Source organism: Amycolatopsis sp. NPDC043889 (assembly GCF_056435645.1).
Genome location: NZ_JBWKEC010000003.1, coordinates 289,471 through 304,652, shown reverse-complemented (window position 1 = coordinate 304,652; position 15,182 = coordinate 289,471). Strand labels below are relative to the sequence as shown.

Below are 15,182 nucleotides of genomic sequence, written 5' to 3'. Positions count from 1 at the left end.
ATGACAGCTACGACCAGCTCGTCAGCGGCGACGGCCACCCCGTCGCCGCTGGCGGACGCGACTCGCGACGAGGCGAGCCTGCGCCGGTTCCTGCACGGGCTGCCTGGTGTCGACCAGGTCGGCGTCGAGCAGCGGGCGGCGGGACTCGGCACGCGCAGCATCAAGAAGGCCGCCAAGCTCTGGGCGATCGACACCGCCATTTCGATGGTCGACCTGACGACCCTCGAAGGCGCCGACACCCGGGGCAAGGTCCGCGCGCTCGCCGCGAAGGCCATGCGGCCGGATCCGGAACGCCCGGACACTCCGCAGGTCGCGGCCGTCTGCGTGTACCCGGACATGGTCGAGACGGCTGTCGAGGCGCTTCGCGGCACCGGCATCCACGTCGCGAGTGTCGCGACCGGCTTCCCGGCAGGCCGCACGAGCCGCGAGATCAAGCTGGCCGACACCAAGATCGCCGTCGACGCCGGCGCCGCCGAGATCGACATGGTGATCGATCGCGGCGCGTTCCTGGAAGGCCGCTACCTGGAGATCTTCGAGGAGATCCAGGCCATCAAGGCCGCCTGTGGCAGTGCTCACCTCAAGGTCATCCTCGAGACCGGTGAGCTCGCCACCTACGACAACGTCCGCCGCGCGTCCTGGCTCGCGCTGCTGGCGGGTGGCGACTTCATCAAGACCTCCACCGGCAAGGTCTCACCCGCCGCGACGCTGCCGGTCACCCACGTGATGCTGCAGGCCGTCCGCGACTGGTTCGTCCAGACCGGTGAACTGCGCGGCGTCAAACCGGCCGGTGGCATCCGGACGACCAAGGACGCGATCAAGTACCTGGTCGCGGTGCACGAGGTCGCCGGCGAGCAGTGGCTGAACCCGGACCTGTTCCGGTTCGGAGCGTCCAGCCTGCTCAACGACCTCCTGCTGCAGCGCCGCACCCAGGCCGACGGCCACTACAGCGGTCCCGACTACGTGACGGTGGACTGATCCATGGGCATCTTCGAGTACGCGCCCGCGCCCGAATCGCGCGACCTCGCGAACCTCAAACCGCATTACCGTCCGTTCGTGAACGGCGAATTCGTCGACGGCTCGGGTGAGCCGCTCAAGACGATCAACCCGGCCACCGAAGAGGTGCTCGCCGAGGTCGGCACCGCATCGGTGTCCGATGTGGACACCGCGGTGAAGGCCGCGCGCAAGGCGTACAACGGTGTCTGGTCCAAGATGCCGGGCTCCGAACGCGCCAAATACCTGTTCCGTATCGCGCGGCTGATCCAGGAACGGTCGCGCGAGCTGGCCGTGCTGGAAAGCCTCGACAACGGCAAGCCGATCAAGGAATCGCGCGATTCCGACGTGCCGACGGCGGCCGCGCACTTCTTCTACCACGCGGGCTGGGCCGACAAGCTCGACTACGCGGGCTACGGTCCGAACCCGAAGCCGCTCGGGGTCGCGGGCCAGGTCATCCCATGGAACTTCCCGCTGCTGATGCTGGCGTGGAAGATCGCGCCCGCGCTGGCCACCGGCAACACCGTGGTGCTCAAACCCGCGGAGACCACGCCGCTGACCGCGCTGGTGTTCGCGGAGATCTGCCAGCAGGCCGAACTCCCGCCCGGCGTGGTGAACATCCTGCCCGGCGCCGGGGACATCGGCGCCGCGCTCGTGGGCCACGGCGACGTGAACAAGGTCGCCTTCACCGGATCGACCGAGGTCGGCAAGGCCATCCAGCGTCAGATCGCGGGCACCGCGAAGAAGCTGACGCTGGAGCTGGGCGGCAAGGCGGCGAACGTCGTCTTCGATGACGCTCCGCTGGACCAGGCTGTCGAGGGGATCGTCAACGGGATCTTCTTCAACCAGGGCCACGTGTGCTGCGCGGGCTCGCGCCTGCTGGTGCAGGAGTCCATCGCCGAGGAGCTGCTCGAGAAGCTGCGCTACCGCGTTTCGACGCTGCGGCTGGGCGACCCGCTGGACAAGAACACCGACATCGGCGCGATCAACTCCGCCGAGCAGCTCGCGAAGATCAAGGGCCTCGTGGAGTCCGGCGACGCCGAGGGCGCGCAGCGCTGGACCAGCCCGTGCCCGGTGCCGGAACGCGGTTTCTTCTTCGCCCCCACCGTGTTCTCCGATGTCCAGCAGTCGATGCGCATCGCCCGCGAAGAGATCTTCGGGCCGGTGCTTTCGGTGCTGACCTTCCGCACGCCGGACGAGGCCGTCACCAAGGCGAACAACACGCCGTACGGACTCTCCGCCGGAATCTGGACCGAGAAGGGTTCGCGCATTCTCTGGATGGCGAACCAGCTCCGGGCCGGCGTCGTCTGGGCCAACACGTTCAACCGCTTCGATCCCGCCGCGCCGTTCGGCGGCTACCAGGAGTCGGGTTTCGGCCGCGAAGGCGGACGCACCGGACTGGAGGCCTACCTCGATGTCTGACCGTATTTCGGTGGCGAAGACCTACAAGCTCTACATCGGCGGCAAGTTCCCGCGCTCGGAATCCGGCCGCGTGTACCCGGTCACCGACACCAAGGGCAAGTTCCTGGCGAACGCCTCGCACGCGTCCCGCAAGGACGTCCGTGACGCGGTTTCCGCCGCCCGCAAGGCTTTCGGCGGCTGGTCGGCGGCGACCGCGTACAACCGCGGCCAGGTGCTGTACCGGGTGGCGGAGATGCTGGAGGGCCGCCGCGAACAGTTCGTCGCGGAGGTTTCGGCGTCCGAAGGCGTCGCGGCGAAGAAGGCACAGTCCCTTGTGGACGCTTCGATCGACCGCTGGGTCTGGTACGCGGGCTGGACGGACAAGATCGCGACCGTGCTCGGCGCGGCCAATCCGGTCGCGGGCCCGTACTTCTCCTTCACCGTGCCGGAGCCGACCGGTGTCGTGGGAGTGCTGGCGCCGCAGCAGTCGTCGTTGCTGGGCCTGGTGAGCGTGCTGGCCCCGGTGCTGGCGACCGGCTCGACCGCGGTGGTCGTCTCCAGTGCGGACCGGCCGCTGCCCGCGATCACGCTTTCGGAGGTGCTGGCGACATCCGACCTGCCCGGCGGGGTCGCGAACATCCTGACCGGCCGCGCGTCGGAGCTGGGCTCGTGGCTCGCGTCGCACGGGGACGTCAACGCCCTCGACCCGACCGGCGCCGAGCCGTCCGCTCGGGCGGACCTGGCGCGCGAGGCCGCAGGGACCGTGAAGCGGGTCCTGACCGTTCCGGACACAGAGCCGGACTGGACCGCCGACGCCGACATCTCGCGGCTGCGGCGGTACCTGGAGGCGAAGACCGTCTGGCATCCGCTGGGTGTCTGACCCGCCCGGTTTGCGCAGTTGGACACCTGAAGTCCGTGAAGGCCTCCTTCCCTACCCTGAATCCAGGCTGCGCGCGCAGCGCGTCCGTTGAGGGCGGCGGCGGGGGGCATGGATGGAGTAGGGAAGGAGGCCTTCACGGACTCACGGGTCCAGGTCGGCCCCGGTCAGCGCCCGGCCCGGCAGCGGCTCGTGCGTGCCGACGGCCCGCAGGCCGTCGATCATGATCCCGATGCACCGCCTCGTCGCCATCCGCGCGACCTCCTCGCTCTTGCCCGGCATCTGCCGCAGCAGCGTCGCGAACAGGATCGCGACGTCACCGGTGGCGACGTCCGTCCGGAGCCGGCCTTCCGCCTGCGCGCCCCGGACGAAGGCGTCCATCACCAGGAGCAACTCGTCCCGCAGGGCCTTGATCGCGGGATCACTCTTCAAGATCGCCAATGCCCGTGGCGACACCATCGCGAGCTGGATGCTCAGCTGCAGCTCCATCGACTGGTGCAGCAGCCGGACCAGCGCCTCCCAGTCCGAGGCCTCTTGATCCCTCGCCGCCTTCGCGTCCCTGAGGACTCGGTCGAAGTTGTCGACGGCGACCGCCCTGATCAACGCGTCGCGGTCCGGGAACCGCCGGTACAGGGTGCCGACGCCGACACCGGCCGAGCGCGCGATCTCCTCCATCGGGACCTCGGCGCCTTGGGCGGCGAAGATGGCTCTCGCGGCGGCCAGGATCTGATCCCGGTTCCGGCGCGCGTCGGCGCGCAAGCGGGTCTCGGGGTCGGCTGTCATGATCCTCGCCTCTCGAAAGGTCCTTCAGGGCCGTGATTCTCGCACGTAAGGGCGTGCCCTTCACGCCTCCCGCGAAACCACCCCTTCGCGAGTGGACGGCCCGTCTCCACTTGAGTACCTTGGTGACATAAGCGGAATGAAACCATCCGCATACGTTCTTTTGGGGCCCCCTGTCCGCTATCGCCCGAACCACCCGACATCTGGGGAAGGACAACCCGATGACTGACGTCGAGGAAACCACCGCGACCTTGCCGCTGGCCCGGAAATGCCCGTTTTCACCACCGCCCGAATACGAGCGGCTTCGCCGGGAAAGTCCGGTTTCCCGGGTCGGTCTCCCTTCCGGCCAAACGGCTTGGGCGCTCACCCGGCTCGAAGACATCCGCGAAATGCTGAGCAGCCCGCATTTCAGTTCCGACCGGCAGAGCCCGTCGTTCCCGCTGATGGTCGCGCGGCAGATCCGCCGCGAGGACAAGCCGTTCCGCCCGTCTCTCATCGCGATGGACCCGCCGGAACACAGCCAGGCCAGGCGTGACGTCGTCGGGGAATTCACCGTCAAGCGCATGAAGGCGCTCCAGCCGCGTATTCAGCAGATCGTCGACGAACATCTCGACGCACTGCTCGCGGGCCCCAAACCCGCCGATCTCGTCCAGGCGCTTTCCCTGCCGGTTCCGTCCTTGGTGATCTGCGAACTGCTCGGCGTCCCCTACGCGGACCACGAGTTCTTCCAGTCCTGCAGTTCGAGGATGCTCAGCCGGGAGGTCACCGCCGAAGAACGGATGACCGCGTTCGAGCAGCTCGAAAACTATCTCGACGAACTCGTCACCAAGAAGGAGGCGGACGCCACCGAGGACGACCTCCTCGGCCGTCAGATCCTGAAGCAGCGGGAGACGGGCGAGGCCGACCACGGCGAGCTGGTCGGGCTGGCGTTCCTGCTGCTCATCGCCGGACACGAGACCACGGCGAACATGATCTCGCTCGGCACGGTGACCCTGCTGGAGAATCCCGATCAGCTGGCGAAGATCAAGGCGGATCCGGGCAAGACCCTCGCCGCCATCGAGGAACTCCTGCGGGTCTTCACGATCGCGGAAACGGCGACCTCACGCTTCGCCACCGCCGACGTCGAGATCGGCGGAACACTCATCCGCGCGGGGGAAGGCGTCGTCGGCCTGAGCAACGCGGGCAACCACGATCCGGACGGCTTCGAGAACCCGGACACCTTCGACATCGAACGCGGCGCGCGGCATCACGTCGCCTTCGGATTCGGGGTGCACCAATGCCTCGGCCAGAACTTGGCGAGGTTGGAACTCCAGATCGTCTTCGATACGTTGTTCCGGCGAGTACCGGGCCTCCGGATCGCCGTTCCGGTCGACGAACTGCCGTTCAAGCACGATTCGACGATCTACGGCCTCCACGCCCTTCCGGTCACCTGGTAGGAGGAGCCATGAAGATCATCGCGGACACCGGGAAATGTGTGGGCGCGGGCCAGTGCGTGCTCACCGATCCCGATCTGTTCGATCAGAGCGAGGACGACGGGACGGTCCTCGTGCTGAACGCCGAGCCCGAAGGCGAAGAGGCGGAAGAGAACGCCCGCACCGCCGTGCATATTTGTCCTGGGCAGGCATTGTCGCTCGCGTGAGGCGCGGGCGTCGTGAGTGGTAAGGACGGTTAGAACCGTCCTTACCACTCACGAGGCCGTTACTTGACCGCGCCCATCGACAGGCCGCGGACCAGGTGGTTCTGCGCGATCCAGCCGACGATCATCACCGGCAGCGACGCGAGCAGCGCGGCCGCGGAGAGCTGCGCCCAGTACAGGCCCTCGCTGGTGATGAACCCGACGAGGAACACCGGCACCGTCCCGGCGCGCGCGGCGGTGAGGTTGACCGAGTAGAAGAACTCGGTCCACGAGAAGATCACGCAGATCAGCGCGGTCGCGGCCACCCCTGGCGCGACCACCGGCATGATGATCTTCCGCAGCAGGATCGGCAGGGTGGCCCCGTCGATCCGGCCCGCCTCGATCATCTCGTGCGGCACCTCCAGGAAGAACGACCGCATCATCCAGATCGCCAGCGGCAGGTTCATCGAGGTGTACAGGATGATCAGCGCCCACACGTTGTCCAGCAGCTGGGTGTTCTGCGAGATCACGTAGAGCGGGATGATCGCCGCCACGATCGGCAGCATCTTCGTCGACAGGAAGAAGCCGAGCGCGTTACTCGTCCCCTTCACCGGCGCCAGCGAAAGCGCGTACGCCGCCGGGATTCCCAGCAGCAGCACGAAAAGCGTCGAAACGACGGTCACGAACGCCGAGTTCGACAGGTACGGCAGGAAGCCGCGTTCGAGCACGCCCGCGAACTGGTCGAGGGTCGGGGTGAAGAATAGTCGCGGCGGATCGGTGTAGGCGTCGGCCTCCTGTTTGAAGGCCGTGAGGATCATCCACAGCAGCGGGAACACGAACAGGATCGCGATCACCCAGGTCGCGACCGTCAGCGCGCCGGGGCCGAAGCGGCTTTTCATTTCGCGCCTCCCTGGACCGAGAACGTGCGGAACATCAGCCGCAGCGCGAAGGTCGCGACGATCATCGTCAGGATCACGACGATCACGCCCATCGCGGACGACTGCCCGATGTCGAAACCTTGGAACGCCCGCTGGTAGATGTAGAACGGCAGGTTCGTGCTGGCCGTCCCCGGACCGCCTTGCGTCATCAGGAAGATCGCGTCGAAGCTGTTGACGATGTAGATCGCGCCGAGCAGTGTCGCCAACTGCAGGAACCGGCTCAGATGCGGCAGCGTGATCGCGGTGAACGTCCGCCAGCGGCCGGCGCCGTCGACCGACGCGGCCTCCAGCACGTCCTTCGGCTGACTCTGCAACCCGGCCAGGATCAGCAGCATCATGAACGGCGTCCACTGCCAGACGACCTGGGCCATCACGGCTGCCAGCGGGAACTCCGAAAGCCAGTCGACGTCGGTACCGAACACGAAGTGCAGCAGCCCGTAGGTCGGGTCGAACATCGTCGTCTTCCACAGCAGCGCGCCCGCCGCGGGCAGGATCAGGAACGGCGTGATCAGCAGGGTGCGGACCACACCGCGGCCGAGGAACTTACGGTCCAGCAGGATCGCCAGCCCGAGGCCGAGCAACAGCGAGAAGAACACGCACACGACCGTCAGCACCACGGTGTTCAGCAGCGCCCCGAGGAACGTCGAGTCGGCGAAGACGTCGATGTAGTTCCGCAGCCCGACGAAATGCCGCGAGCCAGGGCGCACCAGGTTCCACGACTGGAACGAGTAGAACACCGTCAGCACGAAGGGCAACTGCGTCACGGCGACGACGAACAGCAGGGCGGGCAGGAGCGGCAGCCGTCGTTTGAACGGCGTATCGGTGCCGCGCTTCGGAGCCGCCTTCTTCGCGTGGGCGGGCTCGGTGCGGGCGGGAGCGGAGATCGTGGCCATCACTGCACCTCCTGATACGACTTGCCGACGGTCTGCGCGTACTCCTGTGACTGCTCCAGTGCTTCGTCCACGGTGATCTGGCCCGCGATCGCCGCCGAAAGCTGCTGGCTCACCCGGGTGCCGAGATCCTGGAACTCGGGGATGCCGACGAACTGGATCCCGGGGTAGGGCACCGGATTCACCATCGCCTTGCGCTGGTCGGCGTCCGCGATCCCGTCCAGCGTCGGCTGCGCGTAGGCCTTCGCGGCCTCGCGGTACTGCGGGATGTCGTAGGTCGACTTACGCACGCCCGGCGGGACCCGGTTCCAGTCGCCGAACTCCTGGGCGACCCGCTGCACGTAGGCCTTGTCGGTCATCCAGGACATGAACTTGAAGGCGGCTTCCTTGTCCTTGGCGACCTTCGGGATCGCCAGCGCCCAGGTGTAGAGCCAGCCGCTCGCCTGCGTCTTCTCCACCGGCGCCGGGGCGTAGCCGGACTTCCCGACGACCTTGCTGGCCGACGGGTCCTCGTTCGTCCCCGCCATGACCGTCGCGTCGTACCACATCGCGGCCTGGCCCTGCGTGTAGCGCGTGCCGCATTCGGAGAAGCCCGCGCTCGACGCGCCGACCTCGCCGTGGTTCCGCACGAGGTTCACATAGAACTCCGCGGCGGCCTTGAACTCGGGGCTGGTCAGCTTCGCGTTCCAGTCCTTGTCGAACCACTGCGCGCCGAAGGTGTTGGCGACCGTGGTGAACGGCGCGAGACTCTCGCCCCAGCCCGGCTTGCCACGCAGGCAGATCCCGGCGATGCCCTTGGCCTTGTCGTCGAGTTTCGCGGCGTACTCGGCGATCTGTGTCCACGTCGGCTTGGCGGGCATGGTGATCCCGGCCTGCTCGAACAGATCCTTCCGATAGGCCAGGAACGACGACTCGCCGTAGAACGGCACCGCGTAGAGCGATCCGTTGTGCGACAAGGACTCCTTGATGCTGGGGATGAAATCGTCCGCGTCGTAGGAGGGGTTCGCCGCGATATGCGGTCCGAGGTTCTCCAGCCAGCCGTTCGCGGCCCACTGCGGCGCCTCGTAGTTGCTGATCATGACGACGTCGAACTCGCCGCCTTCGGTGGCCGTCGACGCGGTGATCTTCGCGCGTGCCTGGTTTTCGGGCAGTGACACGAATTTGAGGCTGACGCCGGGATTCGCCTTCTCGAACTCGCCGGAAAGCTCGATGGCGTCCTTCATCTGCGGGTTCGCGACGATCGCGACGACGAGCGTCCGGTCACCGGTCCCGAGCGCGCCCGCACCGGCGCAACCGGTGAGGGTCAGCAGAAGGACCGCGAGCAGAGCGGCTGCTTTACGCACCTTCGCCTCCCGGTATGACCTGCACCTTCAGGCCGGCGCCGCTGCGCATGAGGGCGAGAGCGTCGGGGTACTGCTCCAGCGGCAGGGTGTCGGTGAGCAGCGCGGCGGTGTCGACGGCGCCGTCGGCGACCAGATCGAGCGCGGCACCGAAACTGTTCATGACGGCCATCGAGCCGACGACGGTGATCTCGTCGTTGTAGATCCGGAACGGCGAAAGCGCGACGCGTGCTTCGGCGGGCGCGACGCCGAAGACCAGCAGGCGGCCTCCGCGCTGAAGCGAGTCGAAAGCGGCTTCGATGGCGGGCGCGGCGCCGGTGCAGTCCGCCGCGGCGTCGAACTTCTCGTCGTCGAGGTCCTTCACGTCACCCGCGACCGCGGCCGCGCCGAGGTCCATGGCGCGGCCGAGCCGCGAGGTGTTGCGGTCGACCACCGTGACGTGGGCGCCCGCGCGCTGCAGCAACTGCTGCATGATCAGCCCCATCGTGCCCGCGCCGACGACGAGGAACCGCTCCCCCGCCTCGACGCCGATCCGGCGCACGCCGTGGACCGCGCAGGAGACCGGCTCGACGAGGGCGCCCTGTTCCCAGGTCATCGTGTCCGGCATGCGGTAACAGTTCGCGGACGGGACGGCGACGTACTCGGCGAAAGCGCCGTTCACGGTGTCGCCGGTGGCGTTCCAGTTCTCGCAGAGGTTGCCGCGGCCGGACCGGCAAGGCTTGCAGTAGCCGCAGAACAGCGACGGGTCGACGGCCACCCGGTCGCCGACCTTCCAGCCGCCCGGCACGTCCGCGCCGAGTTCGACGATCTCGCCGGCGAACTCGTGGCCGGGGACGATCGGATAGGGCGTCGGCGGGAAGTGCCCGTCGGCGATGTGGAGGTCGGTCCCGCAGATCCCGCAGGCACCCACCTTGACGACGACCTGGCGATCCCCCGGTTGGGGATCGGGTACCTCGCCGACCCTGATCTCCCCGGGCTTGTCCACGATCGCGGCACGCATGCCAGCTCCTCTTCTCTCCGCTCAGATGAGCGGGATGGGCCTATGCTTCGGACTGCAGGTTCAGGCATGGTGAACTTTTCCCTGGTGTTACGTCAACCTTTCGGGTTGATTTCGCGGTATAGTGCTCATATGAGCGGGAAGAAGCAGGGTCTCGGCCTGGTGGAGTCGCTTCACCTGGCCGCGGTGGCCCGGCGGTTCTACGAACAGGGCGCCTCGAAACTGGAGATCGCCGAGGAGTTCGGGATCAGCCGGTTCAAGGTCGCGCGGATGCTGGACACGGCCAGGGAAACCGGCATCGTCCGGGTCGAGTTCCGGCTACCGGCGCCGGTCGATCTCGTGCTGTCCGAGGAGATCCGCGCGGCGTACCGGCTCGACCGGGTCCTCGTGCTCGAACGAGCGCCGGAACCGGAATCCCGCGAAGTGGCGCGGCGCAAGATCGGCACGCTCGCCGCCCGCCTCCTGACCGAAATCGTCACTCCCGGCGACGTCCTCGGCCTGTCGTGGGCACGTTCGGTGAACGCGATGACCGACGCGATCGAGTCACTGCCGAAATGCCCGATCGTGCAACTGTGCGGGGTGCAGGCGGGGATGGACATGCGCGACCGGTCGGTGGAGACGGTCAGCCGGGTCGCGTCGGTGTCCGGCGGCGAGCCGTACCCGATCTTCGGCCCGCTCGTGCTCCCCGACCGCCGCACCACCGAAACGCTGCGCAGGCAGCCCGGCATCGCGGAGACCTTCGGGCAGTTCAAGAACCTGACCAAGGCCGTCGTCAGCATCGGTGCCTGGAAGCCCGAGGAATCGACGGTCTACGACGCGCTCGACGAGGCCGAGCGCGGCGCCATAGCGAAACGCGGGGCCAAAGCCGAGGTTTCCGCGCGCCTGTTCGACGCCGACGGGACCCCGATGTCCACCGGCCTCGCCCACCACGTGCTGGCCATCAGCGCCGAGGACCTCCTGGCCGTCCCCGAAGTGATCGCGCTGGGCTACACGGAACCGAAGGCCGAAGCGATCGACGCCGTCTTGCGCTCGGGCATGGTCTCGACGCTGATCACCGACGCCGCCGCGGCCGTCCCGCTGCTCAAGCTGGCCGAGGCCCGCCCGCTCCCCTAGCCGCCCTCACGTGTTCGCCGCCCAATCACGCGAGTTCGCGTAAACGGGACGCCTCGTCCTGCGCCTCCATCACCTCGTCGCCATGCCTGAACGCCCACTCCCCGAAGGCTTCGATGGGCGCCAGCAGCGTGGTCCCGAGTTCCGTCAGCGAGTACTCGACCTTCGCCGTCCGGCCACAGTCGCGCCTGCTGACCAGGCCGTTGAACTCCAACCGCCGGACCGTCTCAGTGAGCACCTTCGTGCTGATCCCGCCCAGCCGTCGCCGCAGTTCCGCCGGCCGCAGTGGTCCTTCGCGCAGGGCCCACAGGACGACCGGGTTCCACGTGTTCGCCATCAGGTCGAAGGCCAGCCGGGCACGGCAATCGGCGAGGAAGACGTCGTTCATCGGACCTCCGGTAACCATTCGGTACCCGCGCGGCTTTCTACCGTCGTGTTGTCCACTCGATCTTAGGGAGCAGCACATGCGTATCGGTATTTTCGGCGCGGGCGGGATGGCGGAGGCGCTCGGCGGCCACTGGGCCGAGGCCGGGCACGAGGTGATGGTCGCCGCCCGCGACCTGGCCAAGGCCGCCGAAATCTCCCCGCGAGTGGGGACCTGGGAGGAGACCGCCCGCGCCAGTGACGTGATCCTCCTCGCCGTTCCCGCCGCGTCGGTGACGGAAATCCTTGCCGCCGCGGGGGATCTTGCCGGAAAGGTCTTGATCGACTGCACCAACGCGGTCGGCCCGGGCGCCGCGCTCACGGTCCCCGACCAGGCCGCCCGGATCGCCGCCGCCGCACCGGACGCGCACGTGGTCAAGGCGTTCAACCTGTGCCATGTGGACGTCTGGCGGATGACTCCGCCGGTGTTCGGCGGCCGTCCGCTCGCGGTCCCGATCTGCGGCGACAAGGTCGGCGAAGTGAGCGAACTGGTCCGCGACATCGGGTGCGTTCCGCTGGTCGCGGGCGGCCTCGACCGGGCCGCGCTCATGGAGGCGACGATGGCGTTCATGGTCGGGCTCTGGTTCGACGGCCACGACGCCCAGGCCTGCTTTCCGCCCCTTCCGGTGTGATTTCAGGGTCGTCCCCGATGTGCCGGGCCGGGCGGTCACGCGAGCCTGTGCGGCATGCGGACGAAGACCTGGCGGCAGCTGACCGTGTGGCTGCACGTCGTCACTTCGGTGGGCTGGATGGGGCAGGCCCTGGCGCTGTTCACCCTCCTGGCGATCAGCCGGGCGAGTGAGGACGGCGCGGTCCGCGTCGCGGCGACATCGATGGCGCACGAAATCGACACGCTCCTGCTGGCCCCACTTGCCAACGCCTCGGCCTTCACCGGCTTCATGCTCGCCGCGGGGACGGCCTGGGGGTTCACCCGGCACTGGTGGGTGCTGGCGAAGTTCGTGATCACGCTCGTCCAGCTCTACGCCGGGATCTTCCTGCTGTCGGGGGCTTTACGGGATTCCGTGGGCGGTGATCCGGCACCGGTGGCGCTGGTCGCCGGGACCGCGCTGATGGCGAGCGCGCTCGCGTTCCAGGCGTGGCTTTCGGTGGCGAAGCCGTGGGGCAAGGTCCGCTCGGGCGCGAAACTGCCGACAGCGCCGACGTGGGTGTTCGTCGCCGCTGTCCTCGCGCCGCTCACCGACATCACGGTGGGCTTGATGCTCGGCTATCCGTTGCCGGCGTTGTCGCTGATCGTGCTGATCGTGCAGCTGGTCCGCCGCCGCGCCGTCACCCGGCCGAAAGTCCCAGCTGGTCCACCGCCGTGATCCGGATGACCGCCGAGCCCGCCTCGTCCGAAGCCGCCAGGTCGACCTCGGCGCTGATACCCCAGTCGTGGTCGCCCGCCGGATCGTCGAAGATCTGCCGCACCCGCCAGATCTCCTTCTCCTGCTCGATGATCAGCAGCTTCGGCCCGCGTGCGTCCGGCCCGATGCCGAGCGTTTCGTGCTCGTCGAAGTAGTCCTCGATGGCGTCTTCCCACGCGTCCGCGTCCCAGCCCGAGGCGGCGTCCAGTTCGCCGAGCGTCCCGTAGGCACGCCGCGACGCCAGCTCCACCCGGCGGAACAGTTCGTTGCGCACGAGCACCCGGAACGCCCGCTCGTTCCGCGTGACCGCGGGCGGCTCGGACGGCGGCCGCGTCGAGACCGGGCCTTCCTCTTCGGGATGGCGCAAGGCTTCCCATTCGTCGAGGAGGCTGGAGTCGACCTGGCGCACCAGTTCGCCGAGCCACTCGATGAGGTCCTGCAACCCCTCGGTCTTGGCCTCGTCCGGAACCGTGTGCCGCAACGAGTCGTACGTGTCGGTGAGGTACCGCAGCACCAGCCCTTCCGAGCGGGCCAGCTGGTAGAAACCGATGTACTCCACGAAGTTCATCGCGCGCTCGTACATGTCGCGCACGACCGACTTCGGCTTGAGCTCGTAGTCCTCGACCCACGGATGCCCTTGCCGGTAGCGGGAGTACGCCGCTTCCAGCAGTTCCTCCAGCGGCTTCGGGTACGTGACGTTTTCGAGCAGTTCCATCCGCTCGTCGTACTCGATGCCCTCGGCCTTCATCGCCTGCACGGCCTCGCCGCGCGCCTTGAACTGCTGCTGCGACAGGACCGGACGCGGATTGTCCACAGTAGATTCCACAATGGACACGACGTCGAGCGGATAGGACGGCGACTCGACGTCGAGGAGCTCGATCGCCGCCAGCGCGAACGGCGAAAGCGGCTGGTTCAGCGCGAAGTCGAACTGCAGGTCCACGGTGAGCCGGACGATGCGGCCCTGCTCGTCGGGCTCGTCGAGCCGTTCCACAACACCCGCCGCGAGCAGCGCGCGATAGATCGCGATCGCGCGCAGGATCAGTTTCCGCTGGGCGGGACGGTCGGAGTGGTTGTCCTCCAGCAGATGCCGCATCGAGTCGAAGGCGTTGCCCGGCCGGGAGATGACGTTCAGCAGCATCGAGTGACTGACGTGGAAACTCGACGTCAGCGGCTCCGGCTCGGCCGCGATCAGCCGGTCGAAGGTGCTCTCCGTCCAGTTGACGAACCCCTCGGGCGCCTTCTTGCGGACGATCTTCTTTTTCTTCTTCGGATCGTCGCCCGCCTTCTCCAGCGCCTTGGCGTTTTCGACGACGTGGTCCGGCGCCTGAACGACGACGTAACCGTCGGTGTCGTAGCCCGCACGGCCCGCGCGGCCGGCGATCTGATGGAACTCGCGCGCCTTGAGATGCCGTTGCCGCACACCGTCGTATTTCGTCAGCGCCGAAAAGACCACTGTGCGGATTGGTACGTTGATGCCGACGCCGAGCGTGTCGGTCCCGCAGATCACCTTCAGCAACCCGGCCTGCGCGAGCTGCTCGACCAGGCGCCGGTACTTCGGCAGCATGCCGGCGTGGTGCACGCCGATCCCGTGCCGGACCAGCCTCGACAGCGTCTTCCCGAACCCGGCCGAGAAGCGGAAGTCGCCGAGCATCTCGGCGATGGCCTCCTTCTCCGCCTTCGAGGTGACGTTGATGCTCATCAGCGTCTGCGCGCGCTCGATCGCCGCGGCCTGCGAGAAGTGCACGACGTAGACCGGCGACTGCCCGCCGTGGAGCAGCTCGGACATCGTCTCGTGCAACGGCGTCAGCGCGTAGCGGAAGGTGAGCGGCACCGGCCGCTGCGCCGAGGTGACCACCGCGGTCGGACGGCCGGTCCGGCGGGTGAGATCTTTTTCGAAGAACGAGACGTCGCCCAGCGTCGCCGACATGAGCACGAACTGCGCGTTCGGCAGCTCCAGCAGCGGCACCTGCCACGCCCAGCCGCGATCCGGCTCCGAGTAGAAATGGAACTCGTCGGCGACGACCTGGCCCACCGGCGCGTCGGCACCGAAGCGCAACGCCATGTTCGCCAGGATCTCCGCCGTGCAGCAGATGATCGGCGCGTCGGCGTTCACCGCCGAGTCACCGGTCATCATGCCGACGTTCTCCGGGCCGAAGATCTCGATCAGCTGGAAGAACTTCTCCGAGACGAGCGCCTTGATCGGGGCCGTGTAGTAGCTGCGGCGGCCGTGCGCGAGCGCGGTGAAGTGCGCCCCGACCGCGACCAGGCTCTTTCCCGAGCCCGTCGGCGTCGACAGGATCAGGTTCGCTCCGGAGACCACCTCGATGATGGCCTCTTCCTGCGCGGGGTACAGCTCCAACCCGCGCTCGGCCGTCCAGGTGGAGAAGGCTTCGAACAGCGAGTCGGGATCGGGATCCGCAGGCAGGAGGTCTGTAAGTGTCATCAGAGGACCTATCG

15 protein-coding genes are annotated in these 15,182 nt (G+C 67.8%); 8 read left to right on the top strand and 7 right to left on the bottom strand.

Annotated features, from left to right (window positions below):
- From deoC to AC0685_RS09455, 3 genes are read left to right on the top strand one after another with little or no spacing between them, the layout of a single operon-like run.
- Positions 1-975: a deoxyribose-phosphate aldolase gene (gene deoC / locus AC0685_RS09465; RefSeq protein ID WP_478225109.1), complete on the top strand. Its 975-nt coding sequence runs from the start codon at positions 1-3 to the stop codon at positions 973-975.
- 3 nt (positions 976-978) lie between these two features.
- Entirely contained in the window at positions 979-2,412 is a 1,434-nt protein-coding gene (locus AC0685_RS09460; protein WP_478225108.1) for an aldehyde dehydrogenase family protein, read from the top strand.
- A complete protein-coding gene (locus AC0685_RS09455; protein ID WP_478225107.1) occupies positions 2,405-3,271 on the top strand; it encodes an aldehyde dehydrogenase family protein in 867 nt (288 codons plus the stop codon). The genes AC0685_RS09460 and AC0685_RS09455 overlap by 8 nt, the downstream gene beginning before the upstream one ends.
- A gap of 141 nt (positions 3,272-3,412) precedes the next feature.
- Here the strand turns inward: AC0685_RS09455 and AC0685_RS09450 are convergent, their stop codons facing one another.
- On the bottom strand, positions 3,413-4,051 hold the full coding sequence (locus AC0685_RS09450; RefSeq protein WP_478225106.1) for a TetR/AcrR family transcriptional regulator: 639 nt from the start codon (positions 4,049-4,051) through the stop codon (positions 3,413-3,415).
- Positions 4,052-4,269: 218 nt separating this feature from the next.
- On the opposite strand from AC0685_RS09450, the gene AC0685_RS09445 reads away from it, so the two are divergent.
- A complete protein-coding gene (locus tag AC0685_RS09445) occupies positions 4,270-5,484 on the top strand; it encodes a cytochrome P450 (RefSeq protein ID WP_478225105.1) in 1,215 nt (404 codons plus the stop codon).
- 8 nt (positions 5,485-5,492) lie between these two features.
- Positions 5,493-5,687: a ferredoxin gene (locus AC0685_RS09440; RefSeq protein WP_034304647.1), complete on the top strand. Its 195-nt coding sequence runs from the start codon at positions 5,493-5,495 to the stop codon at positions 5,685-5,687.
- A gap of 59 nt (positions 5,688-5,746) precedes the next feature.
- Here the strand turns inward: AC0685_RS09440 and AC0685_RS09435 are convergent, their stop codons facing one another.
- From AC0685_RS09435 to AC0685_RS09420, 4 genes are read right to left on the bottom strand one after another with little or no spacing between them, the layout of a single operon-like run.
- On the bottom strand, positions 5,747-6,562 hold the full coding sequence (locus AC0685_RS09435) for a carbohydrate ABC transporter permease (RefSeq protein ID WP_126735250.1): 816 nt from the start codon (positions 6,560-6,562) through the stop codon (positions 5,747-5,749).
- Positions 6,559-7,494, bottom strand: a complete 936-nt coding sequence (locus tag AC0685_RS09430) for a carbohydrate ABC transporter permease (RefSeq protein WP_478225104.1) — start codon at positions 7,492-7,494, stop codon at positions 6,559-6,561. The genes AC0685_RS09435 and AC0685_RS09430 overlap by 4 nt, the downstream gene beginning before the upstream one ends.
- Positions 7,494-8,834 (bottom strand): ABC transporter substrate-binding protein, encoded by a 1,341-nt coding sequence (locus AC0685_RS09425; RefSeq protein WP_478225103.1) that lies wholly within the window; start codon positions 8,832-8,834, stop codon positions 7,494-7,496. The genes AC0685_RS09430 and AC0685_RS09425 overlap by 1 nt, the downstream gene beginning before the upstream one ends.
- Entirely contained in the window at positions 8,827-9,831 is a 1,005-nt protein-coding gene (locus tag AC0685_RS09420; RefSeq protein ID WP_478225102.1) for a zinc-dependent alcohol dehydrogenase family protein, read from the bottom strand. Before AC0685_RS09420 ends, AC0685_RS09425 begins: the two co-directional genes overlap by 8 nt.
- Positions 9,832-9,960: 129 nt before the next feature.
- Here AC0685_RS09420 and AC0685_RS09415 point away from each other — a divergent pair, with 129 nt between their 5' ends.
- On the top strand, positions 9,961-10,941 hold the full coding sequence (locus tag AC0685_RS09415) for a sugar-binding transcriptional regulator (protein ID WP_478225101.1): 981 nt from the start codon (positions 9,961-9,963) through the stop codon (positions 10,939-10,941).
- Between the two features lie 25 nt (positions 10,942-10,966).
- Here the strand turns inward: AC0685_RS09415 and AC0685_RS09410 are convergent, their stop codons facing one another.
- Positions 10,967-11,326 carry a winged helix-turn-helix transcriptional regulator gene (locus tag AC0685_RS09410; protein ID WP_478225100.1) on the bottom strand — a complete coding sequence of 120 codons (360 nt, stop codon included), beginning with the start codon at positions 11,324-11,326 and terminating at the stop codon, positions 10,967-10,969.
- Positions 11,327-11,402: 76 nt separating this feature from the next.
- Here AC0685_RS09410 and AC0685_RS09405 point away from each other — a divergent pair, with 76 nt between their 5' ends.
- The gene (locus tag AC0685_RS09405; RefSeq protein WP_478225099.1) at positions 11,403-11,993 is read left to right on the top strand and encodes an NADPH-dependent F420 reductase; all 591 of its coding nucleotides are present in this window, start codon (positions 11,403-11,405) and stop codon (positions 11,991-11,993) included.
- A 54-nt stretch (positions 11,994-12,047) separates the two neighbouring features.
- Positions 12,048-12,686 carry a hypothetical protein gene (locus AC0685_RS09400; protein ID WP_478225098.1) on the top strand — a complete coding sequence of 213 codons (639 nt, stop codon included), beginning with the start codon at positions 12,048-12,050 and terminating at the stop codon, positions 12,684-12,686.
- On the opposite strand, the gene AC0685_RS09395 is transcribed toward AC0685_RS09400, so the two are convergent.
- The gene (locus tag AC0685_RS09395) at positions 12,649-15,168 is read right to left on the bottom strand and encodes a DEAD/DEAH box helicase (protein ID WP_478225097.1); all 2,520 of its coding nucleotides are present in this window, start codon (positions 15,166-15,168) and stop codon (positions 12,649-12,651) included. The genes AC0685_RS09400 and AC0685_RS09395 overlap by 38 nt on opposite strands.
- Positions 15,169-15,182: the final 14 nt, after the last annotated feature.